A 20645-nucleotide genomic window follows, 5' to 3' on the forward strand; every position below is an offset into this window, starting at 1 on the left:
ACTAATCCTCGTTTTTTAAATCATCAATATTCCATTTTCACTTTTTATAAGCTTAAATATCTTTTCCTCTGCTCCTGTATCTGCATTTATATATATAAAGAAGGTATCACCTTTGTATTGTGCTTCAAATTCATAGCAGAAAATTTCCTTTAGATAATCTGTGGGAATATAACAAAGTCTTGGCTCTTCTGTGGTTTCTACCCTTATGCTTACTTTTTCCCTTGCCTCCTGTGGAGTTAGTCTTGGACTTTTAATGCCTCTACTGTAATTTGATATAAGAAATTTTGTTGAATCGAAGCCTACTATTGTGCCGTTATCTAGGGCCACTTTGACCTTTATTAGGTCAGGATACATCATAACGCCATCCTGCATATATACATAATTTATTACTAATACATTATCATTTTTTAAATTAAATGTTGGCTTCATATTTTTAAAGCCCTTTTCTTCTAAAAACTTTGAAGCTATTTTAACAGCCTGAGGCGCTGATATATTGGCTTTTTCTACTTTCCTATTGTTCAGCATTAGCATGGGCCTTCCGCCTATCTCACTAATATCAATATAAATAGGGTTTTCCTTTCCTTCTTCCTTATTCTTGGGCTTTAATGTAAAGGTATATGCACTTAGTCTGCTTTTACTTTCTTCACTTCTGCTAACTTTTTCTACTACATATTCACCAACAAATTGAACTGCCCTCTTTCTTGCCTCTTCTTCACCGGCTTTTTCACCCTTTAATCTAGGCTTCATTCCCTGGATAGCATGCTCTGAAAAGGGGCCGTCATATATGAGCTCAGGATATTCTACCATCCTCTCTTGGAATTTAACTAATCTTGTCTGTATCTCACTTTTCTTCTTTGCTTCTTCATTTAATTCTTTAGTTCCCTTACGGCGAAGCTCACCCTTCCATACACTTCCCTTTAATGCCTTATCATGAAGCCCATGGAGGTCCTTTCCCAAATCCATAGCATAGCTTTGAAATCTCTCAAGGTTTTCTATATCCTTATCATTTAACTCTTCTCCATTAAGATTTTTTCTTGATAGAGCAAAGGTATAGTCTCCTAATTGGTTTAAAAATTTTTCAACTTTACTTATTTCTCTATGCTTAATTGGAAGCTGAGCTAAGTTTCCCTGGGCATTATAGGCATTCATTAGAATATTGGAGTAAAGAACTATGTTTTCCTTTTCCTGGGATGAGACCAGCAGCTTTGATATATCCGTAGATATTGTCTCAACGTTCCCAATTGTATCATAAAACATTCTTTGAAACTGGTTATCTAAAAATGTGTAATACCTATTCTTATCCCTATACTGCCAATAACCCCAAGCCCCTGTGATCACTACAGCTATAGCTAATAATATAATTGGAATATTTCTTTTTTTCAAATTTTCACCTCCACTCTTTTTAGTTTCCAAACCAGTGTTTACCTATTTTTACTGAAACCTTACGGCTCCATATCCATTTGCTTGTAGCTGTGGCTGGATTCCAATAATAAAGAGAGCCATATGTTGGATCCCAACCGTTTAATGAATCTCTAGCTGCCTTTAAACAGCTTTGTGTAGGTGCTAAATTTATTTGACCATCGGTAACAGCAGTAAATGCTCCCGGTTGATATACTACTCCTGCTATTGTATTTGGAAATGTTGGACTCTTTATTCTATTTAATATTACTGCTCCCACTGCAACTTGTCCTTTATAAGGCTCTCCTCTTGCTTCACCTGTAATTGCCTTTGCAAGTAATGTTATATCCTCATCTCTTGATATGCCAGAATTTCCGGGTTTATATTGGGGTTTTGATGGACTAGGTTTATTGCCATCAATTCTAAGTCCCAATGCCTTTGCTGTTTGACTTCCTACAACTCCATCTACACCCAGGCCATTTTTACTTTGAAATTTTTTAACAGCTGTAAAGGTTCCTCCTCCATAAACTCCATCTATGGGCCCATCATAATATCCCCATTTTTTTAATGTACTCTGAAGAAGAATAACTTCATTTCCCCTTGACCCCCAATAGAGTGTTTCCTGAGCAAGAGCCCTATCAAAATAAATATTCATAGCAAAAATTGAAATTCCAAATGAAAATATCAAAATTATACAGAGTATAGCTGTGATTTTTTTCAAAATTTGCCACCTCCCTTATTTTTTAATTCTCATGTTTATTTTTTGTATTAGAAGATGGCTTTATTCATGAATTATAAAAAATAGAAAGTGAAAGCAAATATGGAAAAATGAAAAACCGCCTAAAAGGCGGTTTTATTTGACTTTGGTTTAATATCCCATTATTTTGCTTAGTTTCCATTTGGATTTTTCTAAAATTTCTACTACTTTAAACTTCAGTTTTATTGGCAGCTCCCCTTTCTGAGCTGCAGCTGAGTTTATCATTTGATATTCTTCTTCCGATAGTACTTCTTTTAATTCAGTCTGAGTTTTTTCATCAGTTAAGCCGTGCTTTACATCTATGAAACATAGGGGTGGGAATAATACGCACCACCAATTTTTACCTTCTCCATTACCTATTACTACCCTTAGAGCTTCATACTCACCTGCGGGTAGAGTTATACTTCCATAATTCTTAGTTGGGAAATTATGTTCCTGAAGTGCAACTTTTACAGAATAATTGAATCCATTACTCTTTACCTCTTCTAGGGCAACTTTTTCAATAAAATTAATATTTTCTGTTATTATTCCCTTTGCTTCATTTATGCTTTTGGTCTTAAATTTACTACTCATTTCATTTATAATCTTGTCTCTGACCTTAAGCTTAAGGGTTTGATCAAATGGCGCATCGCTGTTTGCAATCACATGAAGCCTAATTAAATTTTCCTTAAAACTTTCACGATTTTTATATACATCAGAAACATATGCCGCCACAGAAGATGTTATAATTCCCAATACTATTAATAATATTATATAAGTCTTTTTATTCTTCATAATAATTCCCCCGTTTGCTATAGTTTTGTTTTCATTAAAAGTATTAACAAAAAGGGGAATTTTCATACCAATATGTTATTTTTTTGATATGTTAAATATTTCTTATCCCTGTACACCTACTCTTCTAACCTTCATATCAAAATCAACCTTAACCTTTATATTAGGATAAATTTCTTCCCAATTATCTTTAACCTTCTCCCATGTATTAGGTTGAAATTTCCTTAAATTTTCTCCTATTTTAAATATATCTGCTCTAAAATCTTTTTGAATCTTTTTAAATAAATTTTCCAGTTCCTTGGAAATCAATTCACTTGCTTTCTTATTTACCTTTTCTAAATATTTGTTATTAAAAGGTTCATCAGGTGTTTTAAAGTAATGCTGCATGAGTTCTCCTTCTGCAGTTATTTTGAAATATACATTTATTATTCCATCCTTATCTTCGTATGTTTTCATTTGATTCTTTAAACTTGATTGAAATATTATTATATATTTATCATCGACTTTTATGGTGAAATCCGCTGATTTTGTTTCCCCTTTTAAGATTAGGGCATCTCTGGTTTCCAATTCCCCCAGCATTCCCACCATTTTATTATTCTTTAAAATGCCAGCGCCACTAACCTTTATTTGACCATCGGATTTAACTATTCTGGGAGCCATTGCAGCATTGCTTTCATAGAGATCCTTAGCTATGGTTCCCAGGTTAATTTGAGCCCTTCTAGGGGATTTGAACTCTTTATCCATTAATTCTTCAATATAAAGTCCAACATCCATGTCTTTATTTGTATCGGCCATAAGAATCTCTTGAGCCTTATCAGGAGTTACAAAAAAATATAGTTTTCTACTTAAAAAAACATTTCTCTGCATTGCATCTGCTATTTCCCTAAATAGCTTTTCGTCCCTCATTAATTCTTCACTGCATATTATAACTTTAACATGACCTATATAATAGTTCTTATTATCCCTTAGAGCCACTTGTTGTATTCCATCGGCAAAGCTTATACATGTGGTACTATAGATAAAGGATGGCTTTCCTTGACCTTTATTAGCTATAACCGTTGTGTTGGGGTAGGAAATTGTTCTAATATATCTATCAATTGATTGCCCCTGATATTCCTTTTCTAAGTCTTTTTCCTTTTCCTTATCTGTTCCTTTATATTTATCAAAACCTACTGCCGTAATAAAATTTCTTTCATCTATCTCAACCTTATCCCAGCATCCACTTAATATTAGAATAGGAAGAATTAAAAGTAATATATAGATTTTTTTCTTAAACATTTTTTTTCATCCCCTTCTTAGAACCCCTTATAAACAAACTAATAAGAAGTAATAAAATTGGTATAATAACAGCAAATATTGTGGTTAAATATTTAGCAAATATATCCATATAATCATAAACCTGTGCAACATTTTCTGGTATTAAGGATAGAACATATATCATAGGAAGCAATATTATAGACAAATAATTATGCTCCTTGGACTTTAATATTCTACTCAATAATAGTACACATCCAAAGTAGGCAATGGCAACTGTCATAAATATAGAAAGAAGCCAAGTACCCATTATTACCACCTCTACATTTTCAAGAAGAGTTCCTGGTAAATTCACGCTTTTAAAAAGTGTTACAACAGGCCATATAAGATTTTTGTTTTCTGCTATACCAAATCTTGCAATAGTCATTGCTGTAAAAATAAAATATATAATAGAAATAAACCCTATGCTTTTAATAGAAGCCTTCCTTATATTTTTTGTATCCTTTATAAATATACCCAAAACTAAAATTACTTCAAACCCTATATAACTAAAGAAAACCTTTGGTAAGGCTTTAATCAAATTGGGTAAAGGAGTATGCAACACTGGTAAAAAAGCAGTAAAATCCAAATCTGGAATAGCAAGCATAATAACTATTATAGATGGGATTACAGATAATGGTAAAGCTATAACTGCAAGTCTTGCTATAGATTCTATTCCACTTCTTACAAGATAGATAGATGTAAGTAAAAAGGTAATGATTATTATTTCAATGGGTGTTTTAGGCAAGAGGAAATTTTTGGTTATTTCTCCAAAGGCTCTTACTTCAAGGCTCGTAATTAGTAAAAAATATATTAAATATAAGAAACCAATTAAAATACCCATTGGCTTGAATAGTATGGTTTTAGTAATTTCAATTATTGTTTTTTTAGGGAATTTAGTTACTAATCTTTGTATAATTAAAACTTGTATTAGAAATAATATGCTGCCCATCACTAATACTATTAGACTATCGGGGCCAGCACTTTGGGCTAATGTACTAGGAAGAGATAAAATTCCTACCCCTATCATATCCATTACTAATATGGAAAAAAGCTGATTACTCATGATTTTGTCATTATTTCTATCCACTATTATCTTCACCCTTCTTTAAGCTATCTCTACTGTAGTGATTGGATAATCTATCTTGATCCTGCTTAGATATAAATTTAGGTCTTTCTTTCATTTTATGTAGGGGAACCCTTATAAAGGTATCTTTAAACTCTTTTAGTGACATATTGTAGTTAAAAGGTGCTAAGTATGGAATACCAAAGCTCTTTAAATTGGATAAGTGTATCATTGTAATTAAAGCTGCAAGCATCAATCCATAGAGCCCTAAAAATGCTGCTGCAACCATATATGCAAATCTTATCAATCTAAAGGAAATCCCAAAGCTGTAGCTTGGAATAGAATAGGCAGCAATGGCTGTTATGGCAACTACTATAACCATGAGAGAACTTACTATACCTGCATCAACTGCAGCTTGACCAAGAACTAGGCCCCCTACAATACCTATGGTTGCACCTATAGGTCCAGGTAATCTGATTCCCGCCTCCCTAAGAAGCTCTAATGCCGCTTCCATCATAAATGCTTCTACAACTGATGGAAATGGTACTCCATCCCTATTCCCAGCTATATATAAGGCTAATTCTGTTGGAATCATTCCAGGATGATATGAAAGCAAGGCAATATATACAGCCGGCAATAAAACAGATATAGCCATTGCTAAATACCTAAGTATTCTTATGGCCGATGAAATTAAAAATCTTTGATTATAATCTTCAGATGCCTGTAATAAAGTATTAAAGGTAGTTGGAACTACTAAGGAAAAGGGAGTATTGTCTACAATAATAGCTATTTTTCCTTCATATAAACTTCCAGCTACTTTCTCCGGTCTTTCAGTATTTTGTATCTGTGGAAAGGGAGAACGCCAATTGTCTTCTATAAGCTGTTCTATATATCCGCTCTCTAAAATACTGTCTATATCTATTGCCCTTAATCTATAGACTAGGGTCTTTAATATATCTTCATTTGCTAATCCTTCTATAAATAGCACTGCCACATCGGTCTTTGATCTTTTTCCAATTTGCATTTGCTTTATTCTTAGCTTAGGATCCCTAATTCTTCTTCTGACCAATGCTGTATTAACTCTTAAGGTTTCAGTAAAACCTTCCCTTGAACCTCTTATGACAGTATCAGTCTCCGGTTCTGATATTCCCCTCATGGGCCAGCCCTTTGAGGCAATAACTATTGCTTTATCCCATTTGTCAATTAAAAGAACCGTTTCTCCAGTTAAAATATTCTCTATGACCTTATTGAAATCATCAATTTCTTTTAAATCCGATACAGATAAAACTCCATTCTTTATTAGTTCATAAACCTTTTCCTTTATGCTGCTTACATCGGGACTGGTCATCCTTGCAAGCATCATTAAGTTTTTTAAAACATATTCATTTACTAAAACTTTATCTGCAAGACCTTCAGCATAAACTGTGCTAAATCGAAGTTTTTGATTTTGGCCAACATTAAATTCTCTATATATTATGTCATCACAATTATTTAGAATACCTTTTAACTTTTTCACGCTTTCATCTAAATTCTTAGGAATATCTATCTTATCTATTTCATCTTCATTGGTTTTAAAGAGCTTTTCATAATAATTCATTTTGCACCTCCATGTATTACTTATGGGTGAGGGTTTTAAGTCAGTTCTAATTAGAACTTTAAACTTTTTTAAAGCACATAATTTATAACTACATAAAATGTAACGCCTGCTATTAAAGATATATAGCCTAAACCTCTGCAAAGCTTTGCTTCTCTTTTCAGCTTCTTCTTTTTTAATGCTCTATAGTCTACAAAAATTGAAAAAAGAGAAGTTCCTATTATAATTAATAATAAATACATTGTGGCAAAGCTTTTGGCTTTTTGTAAAACTGCCTCCATTAATTCACTTCCCTTACCAAAATTTCCTCTATATAGAGTTTGTAAAATAGTGAAAGTATATACATGATAGTTTAAAATAAATTTATATAAAAAACAGGTTTATTACATGAAGGAAAAGGAAATATTAAAAATCCCTAAATTGTATTTAAAATAAAAAAGCGAAAGATTTCTCTTTCGTTTTTTGGGTTAGACTATTATTTTGTTATTTCATTTCTCTTTTTCCATTTTATTATTGATTCTTCTATCATCTCCACATGGGTTTGAGCATATTCCTGTGCTTTCTTTGAGTCCCTTTCTCTAATTGCATCGAATATTGCTCTGTGGTATTTTTTTATATCTTCATATTCATTATATTCATTAAAATATATTATTCTAAACCTTTGAAACTGTTCCTGTAACCCTTGAACAATATGCATGAGTTTATTATTTTGAGATCCTTTAACTATCATGTCATGAAATTTAATATCCAGCTGAATGATATCTTCTTTTTCCATAATATCTAATTCATCTTCAAATTTCTTTAATATTTCCTTTAATTTATCAATCTCTTTGTCTGTCATTCTTTCAGCAGCAAGATATGCAGCTAATCCTTCTAAAAACATTCTAACCTCTAATATGTCTAAAATATCTTTTATAGATACATCTGCCACATAAGCTCCCTTTCTGGCCACCATTTCCACCAGACCTTCAAGCTCTAGCTTTCTAATGGCCTCTCTTACAGGGGTTCGGCTGACCCCAAGTGATTCTGCAAGCTGAAGCTCCATAAGTCTTTCTCCTGGTTCTAATTCTCCGCTTAAAATACACTTTCTCAAGTGCTCAAATACAATTTCCCTTAAAGGTTTATAATTATTTATTTCCAGTTTATCAGATTTAAATTCCATTATTATTGCCTCCCATTATAAGACTTGACTAAAAAAGTTTGATTATATAGCAGTCTTAATTTTTCATATGCGGATTTTGCTTTATTGTAATCTTTAAAAAGTCCATATACACTTGGTCCACTGCCACTCATTAGGCTTCCCAGAGCTCCATATTCAAGCATTTTTTCTTTGATTGACTTCACTATTGGATGTCTTTTTAATATACCTGATTCAAAAACATTACATAGATTATTGGCTATCTTATATAAATTATCATTTTCTAAAGCTTTTAATAATGTTTCTGTATCAGGTCTAATTTCTATATTATTTAAATCTAAATTTGAATAAGCTTCTCCAGTAGATACACATATATTGGGCTTTGATAATACTATCCAACCACTTCTCAATCCTTTAATCTCAGTAAGTTTCTCTCCTATGCCCTTTGCAAGGGCTCCACCACCTAAAATGCAAAAAGGAATATCTGCTCCAATCGGCATTCCTATGTCCATCATTTCTTTAATGGATAGGTTTAAATCAAACAAAATATTCATACCCTTAATTACAGCAGCAGCGTCACTACTCCCTCCAGCCAGCCCTGCTGCTATAGGTATATATTTTTTTATATCTATATATATACCAGATTTTATATTGTATTTTTCTATCATATAATAAGCTGCTTTATAAGCAATGTTTGATATATCATTAGGTAAAAAACTACAATTAGTAGTTAATATAATATCTTCATCAATTTTTTTTAAATAAATTTCATCATGAAGAGTTATTTGCTGCATAATCATATTAACATTATGATAACCATCGTCTCTTTTATTTAATACATCCAATGATAAATTTATCTTTGCTGGCGCTTTTAAATTAAGCTCATTCATCTTATGTTATGCACCTCTTTTCTCTTAAAACAGTTTTTTACAATATAGATGTGCCCTTGTGAAGTTTATTAAAGGAAATATTAAAAATCCCACTATGAGAACTGGAACAACAAATTAATTTATTTTATTATATTACATAATAATACAATATACATAATACAATTTTACTTGTATACTTACTATTATAAACAAAAAATCCGTATGCGACTACGGATTTTTCATAATTAAAGTAAATAATATTATTTTTAATTAATTGAGCAAATTGCATAATTCCCTCTTTAAAAAACTAACTACCACATATTGTTTTGAAATCTCCGAAGCTATACCATATATATTATGCAATTTTGCCAAATTGGAGTCATGTAATTTCCTCGATTACAGCTTATATTCATAATTTTTTTGGATTATTATTTTATCTCCCATCTTTATTTCTTCAGAGTCTAAAATCTCATTTGTTTCCAATATTTCTTTTACAGTAGTATTATATCTTTTAGCAATATTCCACAAATTATCTCCTTCTTGAACAAAATATATGGTTATGCTGGCTCTATTATCATCATCATCTATTTCTCCTAAATCCTCTATATTTATCAGTGCTTCAATCTCATATTCTTTCCTTATTTCACTGGAGGCATTTAAGCTAACTTTAGTTTCAATTTGTTTAGAATTAATGGTGGCATAATCTACATTTTCTATATCCAATTTAATGTCTGCTTCCATATCTTCATTTAAACCTTCAACTTCTACATAATGTCTAAAGGGTACCTCCTGATTAAATGAATAAACCTGCATTTCTTCATTGTCAGCCATATATAGGACATTTGTGTCTACAAAGCCTTCTATAATGTTTTTATTATCTATCAATTTATAATCTGTAACTACTGGTCTTGCTTTTACTGTAAGAACTTTAAAGATATTGGGATATTCAGATGGTGTATCTATAGTTTCTTTTATAACAGCATGGGAAGAATTATTCCCTATATTCTTCATAAACTTTAAGTTCTGGGTTTGAATATTTAATTTTCTTGAAGGCGAATAGGCATCCAAAATCACTTCCTTTTCAGTCTTATTGGATACCTTAGCTCCTGCTTTTAATACTACTTCAACATTATAGCCCTTGTTTTCTTCATTTAAATTTTTCTTTATATCGGTAAAGATTTCGTCTACCTTTACGTCAACTATACAGTCCATATTTTCCTGGGCCTTAGGTACTTCTATAAAATGTGTAAATGGTATTTCATGCTTTAATTCATGTATTGGATTTCTTGGTTCTTCAGTGGCATATAGAAGGTTTACATTAACATTACCTCCTATTATCACTTTATTGTCTGTAATCCTCTTTTCATTAACAACAACGCTTCCATTGGCTTCTAATATTTCATTAATTTCAGCTTCTTCTTCTCCAAGCTCAAAATTTTCTCTAAGTACTGTTTGAGATGAACTATTTGAGATTACATTATCATACTTTATAGTATTCTTTAATGCCTGAACATCTTCTAATCCTTCCACTTCCTTTACAATATCAATTTCATCTGTCTTGAATACTTTTCCGTTTATGTTTAATACTGTTTGTACTGAAATCTTCCTTTCATTCATGATACTAAAATCCATATTTTCTATACTGCAATTAACCTCCGGCACCATAATTCCATCTATATCATCTATTTCTATATTCTGAGTAAAGTTAGATGATGCCTTCATACTATGCAGAATTTTATCTGGATCATTTGAGGCATAGAGCACCTTATAATCTACTGTACCATCAACTACAATTTTTCCCTGCATTATTTCTTTATCTGTTATGTTTACTCTTCCCTGGGCTGATAAAATGTTATAAATATCTGGTTTAGAATCCGGAACGACTATATCACTTTCTACAAGGTTCTGAACATTTTCTGATCCAATCATTCTATCTAATTTAAGCATTTCCTTAACTAATCCTATGGACATTCAATCCCATCCCCCTTACTGTTTACTATAAATAACCAACAGTAGAATTTAAAATAGCTTAGAGTTGGTTATATTTATTATAGAATTCCTATTATATTAATATTTTATGGACAAAAAAATATGACAAAAACTTAGAATATACTTAAGTTTTTATTTTAGAAACAAAAAAAAAGAAGGTTAAATTAACCTGTTGTACTAGTAAATCAAATTTTTTGTTCTGAAATATAACTTAGGGAGTTTTAATATTTCATTTGAGTGATTTTTATAAATCTGTTTTTCCCTTAAAAGTTATATAAAAAACAGGTTTATAGCATGAACGAAAAGGAAATATTAAAACTCCCCATATAGAAACTAACACAACGAGTTAAATTATAAATCTTCTCTATATAATGGCATACTCATACATCTTGGGCCACCACGTCCCCGTGATACCTCTGAAGATGGCATAATGTTAAGCTTTATACCATGCTCTTCTAAAAGTCTATTTGTAACATAATTTCTAGAATATACTATAACTTCTCCTGGGGCAATGGCAAGGGTATTGGACCCATCATTCCATTGTTCCCTGGCTGCGTCAATACTATTTCCATTTCCGCAACGAATTAATCTTACATCATCAAGCTCTAAGTATTTCATAAGAACTTCCCTTAAAGCCATGGTTTCCTTTTCTATTATTAATTCCTCCGGCTTTTCACCTTTTCTTAATGAATATACTGTAAGTGGTTCTTCGATTTCTGGATGTATTGTAAATTTGTCATAATCAACCATTGTAAATACAGTATCTAGATGCATAAATGCTCTTTTCTTTGGGATATCAAAGGCCAATATTACTTCAAAACCCTCATCACTACCAAGTATTCTTCTAGCAATTTTTTCTATGGCAGCACTCTCAGTTCTTTCGGATATGCCAATAGCAATAACTTTATTGCTAAGTATAAGTTGATCTCCACCTTCTATGGATGCATTTTCTTTTCTATCGTACCAAAAGGGGATAATCGCATCTTTAAAATCCTTGTGATATTTAAATATATATTTTGAAAATAATGTCTCTCTATTGCGTGTAACTGTCTTCATGTGATTTAAAGAAACTCCACTTCCTATAGTGGCAAATGGATCCCTTGTAAAATATAAATTTGGCATTGGATCTGTTATGAAAGGATAATTGGACTCTACAATATCTGTTAGTGATGATTTTATATTAGAGCCTACCTCTTCTTTTCGAATTCCTGCCATCATTTTCTCAATCATTTCCTTCTTGGAGGAAAAGCTTAAAAGATATTCCTTTATAAGTTCTTTTTTCTTGTCGCTCATAACCTTAGTTTCCTCAATAAATTCATCAATGAATTTATTTCTTATCTCATCGTCAATAAGAGCCTCAGCAGCTAGATCTTCCAGATAAACTACCTCGGTTCCATTTTTTCTAAATATATCCGCAAAGGCATCATGCTCTTCTCTAGCTACTTCTAGATATGGTATATCATCAAATAAAAGTCTATCCATTAAACTAGGAGTTAAATTCTCTATTTCTTTTCCCGGTCTATGCAGCAATACTTTTTTTAGTTTACCAATTTCAGATCTTACATTCAGTAACCTTCTATCTCCACTCATTATTTACCTCCCATAAAATCCATTGTTAGTTAATGGTATTTTTTTACTTTTTATGCATTGATTTTTCTTTACTTTAAAGTATACATTGATTGCATATTCTTTGCAAGCATGCTATTTTTCAAAGCTTTTAGCTTTTTTGAATTTTTTAGTAGAACAATGAATATTCATCCAATGTATATTTTTCTAATTTGTGGAATATGATTTTCCCTTTTCTTTATTTTCTGCACTTAATCAATTTTTATAATTTTTTGATTATTCGACATCTTTTGCATAAAAATTTATTATGCCGCATAATAAATTTTTTCAAAAAAAATAAATGCGTATTATAACGCATTTATCAAATTTCAATTCTTATTCCAATATAGGGTTTATATAGTATTTTAAAATCTTTTTTATATAAAGCTTTTAGACAAAAAATTAAACGCCTGTAGTATAAAACAGGCATTCTATTAAGAAGCTTGTATTTTTAAATCGTTACAACAAAGTGTTATTTCAACAGTCTCTGTTAATATATCGGAATAACTGTAAGATACCTTTCTCTCAGAAATAAGCCCTCTATCTATTCTAACTACAAAAATACTTGGATATACCTCTTCTAGAACTCCTTCTTTTACAAAAACTCTTTTCCGACCTTTATTCGTTTTAAGTATGACTTTTTGACCTAAATAATTTTCAACATTTCTCTTCAGTTTCGTTAGAGTCTCCTTTGTGGCCAAAAAAACATCTCCTTCCCCATTATTGTATACAGTATAATATTATCACACTATTATCCTTATGTCAAATTTTTGGTACAATATTATACAATTTTTATTTCTGTTTGTCAATATATTATTAGCAATTACCAGAAAAAACATGAGCATCTTTCACTGTAAAAGATTTCCATGTTTTTTCTTTCTCTATCAATCCTTTTATATTACTAGCTTTAAGATTTTTAAGAATTTTTTTGAAAATTTTACTTTATTTTATATTATATAAGTATAATTTCCGTGATGTATTTCAAAAAAGTCTACCTTTAAAAGTTTTATTAGGGATTTTTTTATAAACCTGTTTATCCTTTTTCTTTAATTTAAATAAAAACTGGTTTACAGACAGAGATAAAAAGGATTCTCAGCGTCTACGACCATAAGTTAGAATTTACAAGCTTATATATCTATACATAAATTAACTCGTTATGCTAGTTCTTATATTGAGGATTTTAATATTTTCTTTTCGTTCATGTAATAAACCAGTTTTTTATATATACCGGAAGGAAAAAACAGGTTTATAAAAATCACTCAAATGAAATATTAAAATCTACTTAAATTTAATTTAAAGCATAATATTGAATTTACTAGCACAACAAGTTAAATTAAAAATACAATCAAATTTGGTATTGATAATATTCAGTTATTCCATTTGCTATAGATTGGGCAATTTTTTTTGAATAATCGCATTCCATAAGTTTTTTTTCTTCTTCCAAATTAGTCAGATATTCCACTTCTATATGAATTGCACTTTTTGTTACTGTTTTTAATAAATAAAAATCTGCCACTTTGACTCCTCTATTAACAGATCCTATTTTTTCAGCCATGTTTTTTATTATAAAATTAGCTATATTTTCTCCTTCTTTATCTCCCCTATAGTGATATATTTCTGTACCAGCAATATTAGAATTTGTAAAGGAGTTCATATGAATACTAATAAAAAAATTAGGCCTAATCTCATTGGCTATCTTTGCCCTTTTATTTAGTGAAATATATTCGTCTGTATATCTTGTAAGAATAACCTGGGCACCCAGGTCTTCCAGTTCCTTCTTTAGTTCCTGGGATATAGAAAGAGTTATATCCTTTTCTATTAGCCCCAGCTCTCCAATTACCCCTGTATTTTCTTTTCCTCCATGACCTGGATCTATTACTATGACTTTATTGTTTATTGGTTTATTTTTATCAGGCTTTTCATATTTTTTAATATCTATACCAGTATAATAGTATCTTAAAATTTCTTCAGCCTTCTGACCTTGCTTAGCAATTTCATTTGCTCCATACTGGCATAATCCCAGACCATGTCCTTTTCCTCGGGTTTCAAATCTTAAAGCTGTAGGCCGCCAGCCGAATCTTGTAGAATCTAGACCTAAACATTTACAAAACTCTGTCCCCTTGAATACTTTATCTCCTAGTTTAATCTTCTTTACTCTACCCTCTTCATCTCTTTCAATCACTTCAATAATATTATCAATATTCGCTTCATTTATGGGAGACGTTTTACCTAATTTTATATTGAATTTTTCTTCTATTTCATCTATGCTTACATCCTTAAAATTTTCCCAGTAGGGTGAGCTAGTGCAATAATTGCAAAGAACCTTCCTTAAATATAAGACATTATAATCCTCTACATTTTCAGAGTTTTCTGTTGAACCCCCACATGTAGGATGATATCTTGGATTTATAACTTTATTTTTAATAGTCATTATCAAGTATCTTGTTTCCTCATTGGCCCTTACTAGCTTTTCCCAGTTTTTTTGAAAATTCTTTCCCCATTTACTCTTTAATTTTTCCTTTGATATCCATGGACCGCAATGTCCTTCTGTACAAAAATCAGCATCTATATGTTTAGTACAACCCTCCCCTCCAAAGATCCTAGCCTTTCTAATAAGAGCTGTTCTAGCTATTATAGTTTGAGCCTTAATAGCTTCTAATTCAAAATCTATATTAATCTGAGCCGCAACCAATTCCGGTATAAACTCATCTATTGATCTATTTATTAAAGCATTTGCCTTCTTATCATATACTTTTATTAATACAAGGTTTTCACTGTTTTTCAATTTTTAAACCTCCTTCAATTTTTCCCCTCCATTTCTAGATTATAGCCCAGATTATTCATAGAGTTTTTTAGAAATAATTTATAATAAAATATAATTCTCCTCTACAAATAAATCTGGGCTTTATACACTATGTTTATTGATAGGGTGATTTCGGCAATCCTTTTCTATATTTCCCTCTGGTTTGAAGGCCTCCTATTCCCTTAACTCCTGTTATAGTATTTTCTAACACTTCTTCTATGGATATAAATCTATCTACACTGGTATATGCGATTTTTTCACTAATAAAAACAGGGTCTAAGCAATGGATTAGTATGGATTGTAGAATGTAAACTTAGGCAAATTGAAGTAAAATAAGTTTTGAATTCAAACATATTTTCTTAAATAATGAGAAAAATAAGTAAGGAAAATATGTTTAAAGGGTTATAGAAATTTCTTTTATTGCTAAAATTTATATCTTGACAATAAATCTATAGAGTATATAATTTTTTTAAAATGAGATAAAGATAAACAACTTTAAGGTTTAATAAATTTCAAAGAAAAAATGTAGAAGCCTTCACTATTTTCTTTAAAATTTATTTTAAATGTTAATGTTGTTTATCTATAATTGCATAATTAAATTTGGGACAATTGCATATACCAATATTATGCCTAATTTAACTCACTGTGCTAGCTTTTATATCCAAAATTTCAATATTTAATTTATTAGCACAAGGGGGTAATTTAGTTGTTTAAAATGAAATATATTTTTATGGTATGGCTTTGGACATTCTAGAATTATAGGGATTTAATTTCTAAATGACGTAATTATGCAATTTCCTCAAATACTAATATTCTAAAATAGAAATGGGGAATGGTAGTTGGCAAAACTAGTTAAAAACAAACTAAAGCTATATGGCTTTAACAATTTAACTAAAACCTTAAGTTTTAACATTTATGATATTTGCTATACAAAGACTCAGGAAGATAGAAAAAGATATATAGAATACATCGATGAACAATATAATGCTGAAAGGCTGACAAATATTCTAACCCATGTAACTGAGACTATAGGTGCCAGTGTGTTAAATGTTGCAAAACAAGATTATAATCCCCAGGGTGCAAGTGTGACTTTATTAATTTCTGAAGAGGAGATCCCTTTATATGTAGTTGACCCTTCATGTAATAGAGGAATTATAACTCCAATTCGAAAAAATATAGTTGGGCATCTGGATAAAAGTCATGTAACAGTCCACACATATCCTGAAAGTCATCCCCAAAATGAAATAAGTACCTTTAGGGTAGATATAGATGTTTCCACATGTGGTACAATCTCTCCCTTAAAAGCTCTGGATTATCTGATAGATAGCTTTGATTCAGATATAATAGCTATCGATTACAGAGTTAGAGGCTTTACTAGAGATATCGATGGTGAAAAGCATTTTATAGACCATAAGATAACCTCTATACAAGACTATATTTCTGAAGATACCATAAATAAATACACATTATTTGATATGAATATATATCAATCCAATATTTTTCATACAAAAATGAAATTAAAGGATATAAACCTCGCTACTTATCTCTTTGAAATCAATGAAGAAGATTTAACTACTCATGAGAAGAATACTATAATAGAAAAACTTAATAAAGAAATGAATGAAATTTTTTATGGAATGAATATTGAATAGAAAATTATATAAAGGCGTCATATCATGTGGACGCCTTTAATTATATACAATATTTTTATTGCCAAAATTATAAATCACTTCTATTTTACAAGCATTATAAATTGTTATTTTTCTTATTAGCTTATTTACTACTATACTGTCTAGCTTTATATATTCATACAGTTTATTATAGCTTTCTATATCAATTTGCCTATTATTATATAATTCCAATCCTGCTTTATTCTCTTGTAAGAGAGTTATTTCGTTTTCTATGGACATATTCTTTGAGTTAAATTCTTCCTTTGTTATTAAGCCCTCTATAAATATATCCAAAAGCCTATTTTTTCTTTTTACTGTATTTTTAATTTCTTTATCTAGAGAAATAAATTGATTAGTGTTTTGATTCTTTTTTATTTCTACTTTTAATTTTTCATTAAATCTATCCAAGTCCACATTTTTACCAATAAGCTTCATTAAATCTTTTTCTATTAATCCCTTTAGCTCTTCTTCTTTAATGTAACAGCCCCTACAGCTGCTCTTGCCCATCTTGTTTACTCTTCCACAGATATAGGAGAATTTATTCTTTTTATAATGCAGCCTGCTATTACAATGTCCACAATACAATATATTAGTAAATAGATGTTTTCCAGTAGTTGTTATTTTTCTTCTCCTCTTTTTCAAAATTCGCTGAACAAGCTCAAAGCTTTTATCATCTATTATGGCTTTATGGGTATTATTCACCCTTATATATTCTTCCTTTGAATTCGCCTCTCTTATTCCATTTAATAAATCCTTTGTTTTACTTTTATTTTGGACCATATTACCTATATATATTTCATTTGTAAGTATATTTTTTATGGTGCTTTGATGCCATAAATTATTGTTATTGGTCTTTCCAGCTGCCATGCTGGGAGTAGGATATCCCTTTTTATTTAAATACTTGGCTATTTTATAAAGCCCTTCCCCCTGTATATACATTTTAAATATGAGTTTTACTACTTCCGTTGTTATATCCCCTGCTGGTATTAGATCATTTTTCCCAGCCTTTTTATATCCATAGGGAGGATTGCTTCCATTGTAAAGTCCTTTGTTTGCTCTTTGATTTTTACCAAATTTTATACGCTGACTGATTTTTTCCGACTCTTTTTGAGCCATGGAAAGTAATAGAGTAAACATAAATTCATCATATTGATCTGAGTCAAAGGCATCTTCTATTGTAATAAACCTAATACCTTTCTTTTTAAATTCTCTTATATATTTAAGTCCCTCTAAAGTATTTCTTGCAAATCTTGAAATACTTTTTGTCAGAAGTATTTCAAAAAAACCCCTCTGGCAATCCTCTATTAATCTCTTTAATCCTTCTCTTTTTTTTACTGACATGCCGCTTTCTATATCTTCATAAACCTTATAAAGCTGCCAGCCCCTTTCTCTTACGTATTTTTCAAAATAACTTTTCTGATGTGCTATACTACTTTTTTGAGTTAACATATCTGTGGAAACCCTAACATATACAGCACATCTTAAAATAATATCACCTCACCATAAATTTACGCAAATAGAACTTAATAAGGAAATCTCGGCGGCCATGACCTTGAATCAAACTTTACAAGGGTATATTTATATATTAATCATTGGCTGGCAAATATTTTTACAATTATTAATTCAAGTAAAATCTCTTCAAGGCTTTTTTCACCTTCATAATAGAATTCAACTTCTCTTTGGGTTCTGTCCACTTAATCATCTCCTTTTTAGAATATATTATATTTTAAGTAAAATTATTCTACATTCTACAAATCACTAGTGTTCTATGGGGTGAACTGGCATAGTTTGCCCCTGCTTCAATCATAACTTCAAAAAAAGATTGGCATGCTCCTGCAAATATTACAAGTTCATCCATACTTGGTTCATATTTTCTGGCTTCTTTTATACTTTCAACAAAGTATTTTGAATTTTTATAATTGCTTATATCAACAAAATCATCTTTTCCCTTTATTATGCTGTCATGGCCTGTCAAAATCAATATATCGGGGTTGTATTCTCTAAGTAGCTTTCCCACTACCTTCGGTTGTTCTTCTTCAGATACAATTTTACCTACAGCTTCAATATCCAGCTGCTCATATACTTTAAGACATACATCTATATATTCTCCATCACCATCTAAATGTAATACTTTACCTGGCCTTCCAAAATGGTTGCTATCTCTTGAATATTCTAAAGCACTTCTTGTTAAGCTTCTATAATAATTTTCCTTTCTTTCTTTTAAAATATTTTTTACTATATGAGTTATTTTTTTACTAAAAACTTTATTAAACTGATTAACTTTATTTAATGGAACCTTTGTTAAATCACTCTCAGGGGAATCTGCAATAATCCGAAGATTAGTTCCCTTTAAAATCAAGGTTCTCTTATTATTTTCATCAACCACTATATCTGTAACCTTAAATAAAATATCATAATCATATGACTTTCTAGCTACTATATCTCCTATTTTTAGATTAGTCATTAATATATTTCCTCCTATAACCCCCATTTTATAGAAATCAGAAACTCCATTATCCATATATAGCCTTTGCATAGTTCCTATAATTATTAATCTGGGCATAATTATAAACTACTGTATTATATAGTATGATTTTTCAAAGGTTTAGGTGCATAGTAACCTATAAATTGTATTATGAGTAGAATATAATAGAGAGTTCTAAGTTGTAAGTTCTAAGATTAGGGTTATATCTTTTAAGCAGTAGAAATAGGAAAAAGAAAGAAGGTAATAGATGTTTAAGTAGTTTATTAATTGAGGAAATTGCATAACTCTAATTTGGCACTTTACTTATTTTTTACTATTGAAAGACCCTATAATTATAACTTTGACTTTAAAAGACTTGGCCCTAGAACTTTGAACTTTAAACTTAGAACTTAAAACCCGGTGGTGATAAAATGATATATGCAGTTGTACCGGCTAAAGATGAAGGAGATGGAATTGATAAAACTTTAGATATGCTTATAAAAACAGATGTGGATAAAATTTTAATTTTAATTAATGGTTCTACAGATAATACCCTTGAGAAGGTTTCTAATATAAATAGTAATAAAATAATAGTTAATTATTTTAACAAACCCCTTGGCTTAGATATCCCAAGGGCCATAGGCGCACTTTTTGCCTATAAAGATGGGGCAGAGAGTTGTGTTTTCGTAGATGGCGATATGACAGGAGATATTGAGGACAATATAAATGAAATCATTTATGATTTGTCCTTTAATAACATAGATATGGCACTTACCGATTGTTATCATGAAATTCAAAATAATAGCAATATGGCTAAAATACTTTTAGCCTTTAGACGTCAATTAAATATGGAATTAGGGCTATTTGAAAAAATTGGTTATGCTATCCCAAGCCATGGCCCCCATGGAGTGTCCAGAAGATTTATTGATAAAGTGGGATTTGAAAGCTTTGCTATGCCTCCTGTATCATTGGCTTTAGCAGCAAAAAATAATTTGAATATAAAGGTATCCACAATAATCCCCAACCATATGTTAAAGTCAACAATAAAGGACGAATACCACGCCTGTCAAATAGCTAAAACAATTATTGGGGACTGTATTGAAGCTTCATTGACTTATCAATGTAATCCTAGTAAAAGAGGCTTTGATGGCATGGAATTTTTAGGTTACCATAAAAGTAGGCGTTTTGATATATTGAAATATTTAATAGAAGATGATTTCAAATGAAG

General features: G+C 30.5%; 18 protein-coding genes. 2 read left to right on the top strand and 16 right to left on the bottom strand.

Annotated features, from left to right (window positions below; genetic code table 11):
* Positions 1-15: 15 nt before the first annotated feature.
* The 14 genes from ypeB to B5X81_RS28670 form a co-directional block, all read right to left on the bottom strand.
* A complete protein-coding gene (gene ypeB, locus B5X81_RS07760) occupies positions 16-1383 on the bottom strand; it encodes a germination protein YpeB (protein WP_170917323.1) in 1368 nt (455 codons plus the stop codon).
* Positions 1384-1402: 19 nt separating this feature from the next.
* Complete coding sequence (gene sleB, locus B5X81_RS07765; protein ID WP_330397351.1) at positions 1403-2119, bottom strand: spore cortex-lytic enzyme; 717 nt, start codon at positions 2117-2119, stop codon at positions 1403-1405.
* Positions 2120-2266: 147 nt separating this feature from the next.
* Positions 2267-2929, bottom strand: coding sequence for a stage II sporulation protein R (spoIIR, locus tag B5X81_RS07770; protein WP_079490702.1), 663 nt, complete (start codon positions 2927-2929; stop codon positions 2267-2269).
* 102 nt (positions 2930-3031) lie between these two features.
* On the bottom strand, positions 3032-4204 hold the full coding sequence (locus B5X81_RS07775) for a Ger(x)C family spore germination protein (protein ID WP_079490703.1): 1173 nt from the start codon (positions 4202-4204) through the stop codon (positions 3032-3034).
* Complete coding sequence (locus B5X81_RS07780; protein WP_079490705.1) at positions 4197-5309, bottom strand: GerAB/ArcD/ProY family transporter; 1113 nt, start codon at positions 5307-5309, stop codon at positions 4197-4199. The genes B5X81_RS07775 and B5X81_RS07780 overlap by 8 nt, the downstream gene beginning before the upstream one ends.
* Positions 5302-6882, bottom strand: coding sequence for a spore germination protein (locus tag B5X81_RS07785; RefSeq protein WP_079490707.1), 1581 nt, complete (start codon positions 6880-6882; stop codon positions 5302-5304). The genes B5X81_RS07780 and B5X81_RS07785 overlap by 8 nt, the downstream gene beginning before the upstream one ends.
* 68 nt (positions 6883-6950) lie before the next feature.
* Positions 6951-7160, bottom strand: a complete 210-nt coding sequence (locus B5X81_RS07790; protein WP_079490709.1) for a CLC_0170 family protein — start codon at positions 7158-7160, stop codon at positions 6951-6953.
* Between the two features lie 194 nt (positions 7161-7354).
* On the bottom strand, positions 7355-8041 hold the full coding sequence (locus B5X81_RS07795) for a GntR family transcriptional regulator (protein ID WP_079490710.1): 687 nt from the start codon (positions 8039-8041) through the stop codon (positions 7355-7357).
* Between the two features lie 2 nt (positions 8042-8043).
* Positions 8044-8907, bottom strand: a complete 864-nt coding sequence (gene ispE, locus B5X81_RS07800) for a 4-(cytidine 5'-diphospho)-2-C-methyl-D-erythritol kinase (protein ID WP_079490712.1) — start codon at positions 8905-8907, stop codon at positions 8044-8046.
* 375 nt (positions 8908-9282) lie between these two features.
* Positions 9283-10857: a DUF3794 and LysM peptidoglycan-binding domain-containing protein gene (locus B5X81_RS07805; protein WP_079490713.1), complete on the bottom strand. Its 1575-nt coding sequence runs from the start codon at positions 10855-10857 to the stop codon at positions 9283-9285.
* Positions 10858-11226: 369 nt separating this feature from the next.
* Positions 11227-12465: an arginine deiminase gene (gene arcA / locus B5X81_RS07810; protein WP_079490715.1), complete on the bottom strand. Its 1239-nt coding sequence runs from the start codon at positions 12463-12465 to the stop codon at positions 11227-11229.
* 449 nt (positions 12466-12914) lie between these two features.
* Positions 12915-13181, bottom strand: a complete 267-nt coding sequence (locus tag B5X81_RS07815) for a Veg family protein (protein ID WP_079490716.1) — start codon at positions 13179-13181, stop codon at positions 12915-12917.
* A 644-nt stretch (positions 13182-13825) separates the two neighbouring features.
* Positions 13826-15265, bottom strand: coding sequence for a stage II sporulation protein D (spoIID, locus tag B5X81_RS07820; protein ID WP_079490718.1), 1440 nt, complete (start codon positions 15263-15265; stop codon positions 13826-13828).
* Positions 15266-15398: 133 nt separating this feature from the next.
* Positions 15399-15590: a sporulation peptidase YabG gene (locus B5X81_RS28670; protein ID WP_079490719.1), complete on the bottom strand. Its 192-nt coding sequence runs from the start codon at positions 15588-15590 to the stop codon at positions 15399-15401.
* 532 nt (positions 15591-16122) lie between these two features.
* Between B5X81_RS28670 and speD the strand changes: the two genes are divergently transcribed.
* Positions 16123-16935, top strand: coding sequence for an adenosylmethionine decarboxylase (speD, locus tag B5X81_RS07830; RefSeq protein WP_079490721.1), 813 nt, complete (start codon positions 16123-16125; stop codon positions 16933-16935).
* 36 nt (positions 16936-16971) lie between these two features.
* Here the strand turns inward: speD and B5X81_RS07835 are convergent, their stop codons facing one another.
* Together B5X81_RS07835 and yabG are read right to left on the bottom strand one after the other, a co-directional pair.
* Entirely contained in the window at positions 16972-18444 is a 1473-nt protein-coding gene (locus tag B5X81_RS07835) for a recombinase family protein (protein WP_330397357.1), read from the bottom strand.
* Positions 18445-18694: 250 nt separating this feature from the next.
* Positions 18695-19417 carry a sporulation peptidase YabG gene (gene yabG / locus B5X81_RS07840; RefSeq protein ID WP_170917324.1) on the bottom strand — a complete coding sequence of 241 codons (723 nt, stop codon included), beginning with the start codon at positions 19415-19417 and terminating at the stop codon, positions 18695-18697.
* 431 nt (positions 19418-19848) lie between these two features.
* On the opposite strand from yabG, the gene B5X81_RS07845 reads away from it, so the two are divergent.
* Complete coding sequence (locus B5X81_RS07845) at positions 19849-20643, top strand: glycosyltransferase family A protein (RefSeq protein ID WP_079490725.1); 795 nt, start codon at positions 19849-19851, stop codon at positions 20641-20643.
* Positions 20644-20645: the final 2 nt, after the last annotated feature.

The organism is Maledivibacter halophilus, from assembly GCF_900167445.1.
Taxonomy (GTDB): Bacteria; Bacillota; Clostridia; order Peptostreptococcales; family Caminicellaceae; genus Maledivibacter; species Maledivibacter halophilus.

Excerpts from the sequence above, each read along its gene's own strand:
- B5X81_RS07785 (WP_079490707.1), bottom strand. The coding sequence starts at position 6,882 with ATGAATTATTATGAAAAGCTCTTTAAAACCAATGAAGATGAAATAGAT.
- ispE (WP_079490712.1), bottom strand. The coding sequence starts at position 8,907 with ATGAATGAGCTTAATTTAAAAGCGCCAGCAAAGATAAATTTATCATTG.
- B5X81_RS07805 (WP_079490713.1), bottom strand. The coding sequence starts at position 10,857 with ATGTCCATAGGATTAGTTAAGGAAATGCTTAAATTAGATAGAATGATT.
- B5X81_RS07790 (WP_079490709.1), bottom strand. The coding sequence starts at position 7,160 with ATGGAGGCAGTTTTACAAAAAGCCAAAAGCTTTGCCACAATGTATTTA.
- spoIIR (WP_079490702.1), bottom strand. The coding sequence starts at position 2,929 with ATGAAGAATAAAAAGACTTATATAATATTATTAATAGTATTGGGAATT.
- B5X81_RS07795 (WP_079490710.1), bottom strand. The coding sequence starts at position 8,041 with ATGGAATTTAAATCTGATAAACTGGAAATAAATAATTATAAACCTTTA.
- B5X81_RS07845 (WP_079490725.1), top strand. The coding sequence starts at position 19,849 with ATGATATATGCAGTTGTACCGGCTAAAGATGAAGGAGATGGAATTGAT.
- yabG (WP_170917324.1), bottom strand. The coding sequence starts at position 19,417 with ATGACTAATCTAAAAATAGGAGATATAGTAGCTAGAAAGTCATATGAT.
- B5X81_RS07775 (WP_079490703.1), bottom strand. The coding sequence starts at position 4,204 with ATGTTTAAGAAAAAAATCTATATATTACTTTTAATTCTTCCTATTCTA.
- arcA (WP_079490715.1), bottom strand. The coding sequence starts at position 12,465 with ATGAGTGGAGATAGAAGGTTACTGAATGTAAGATCTGAAATTGGTAAA.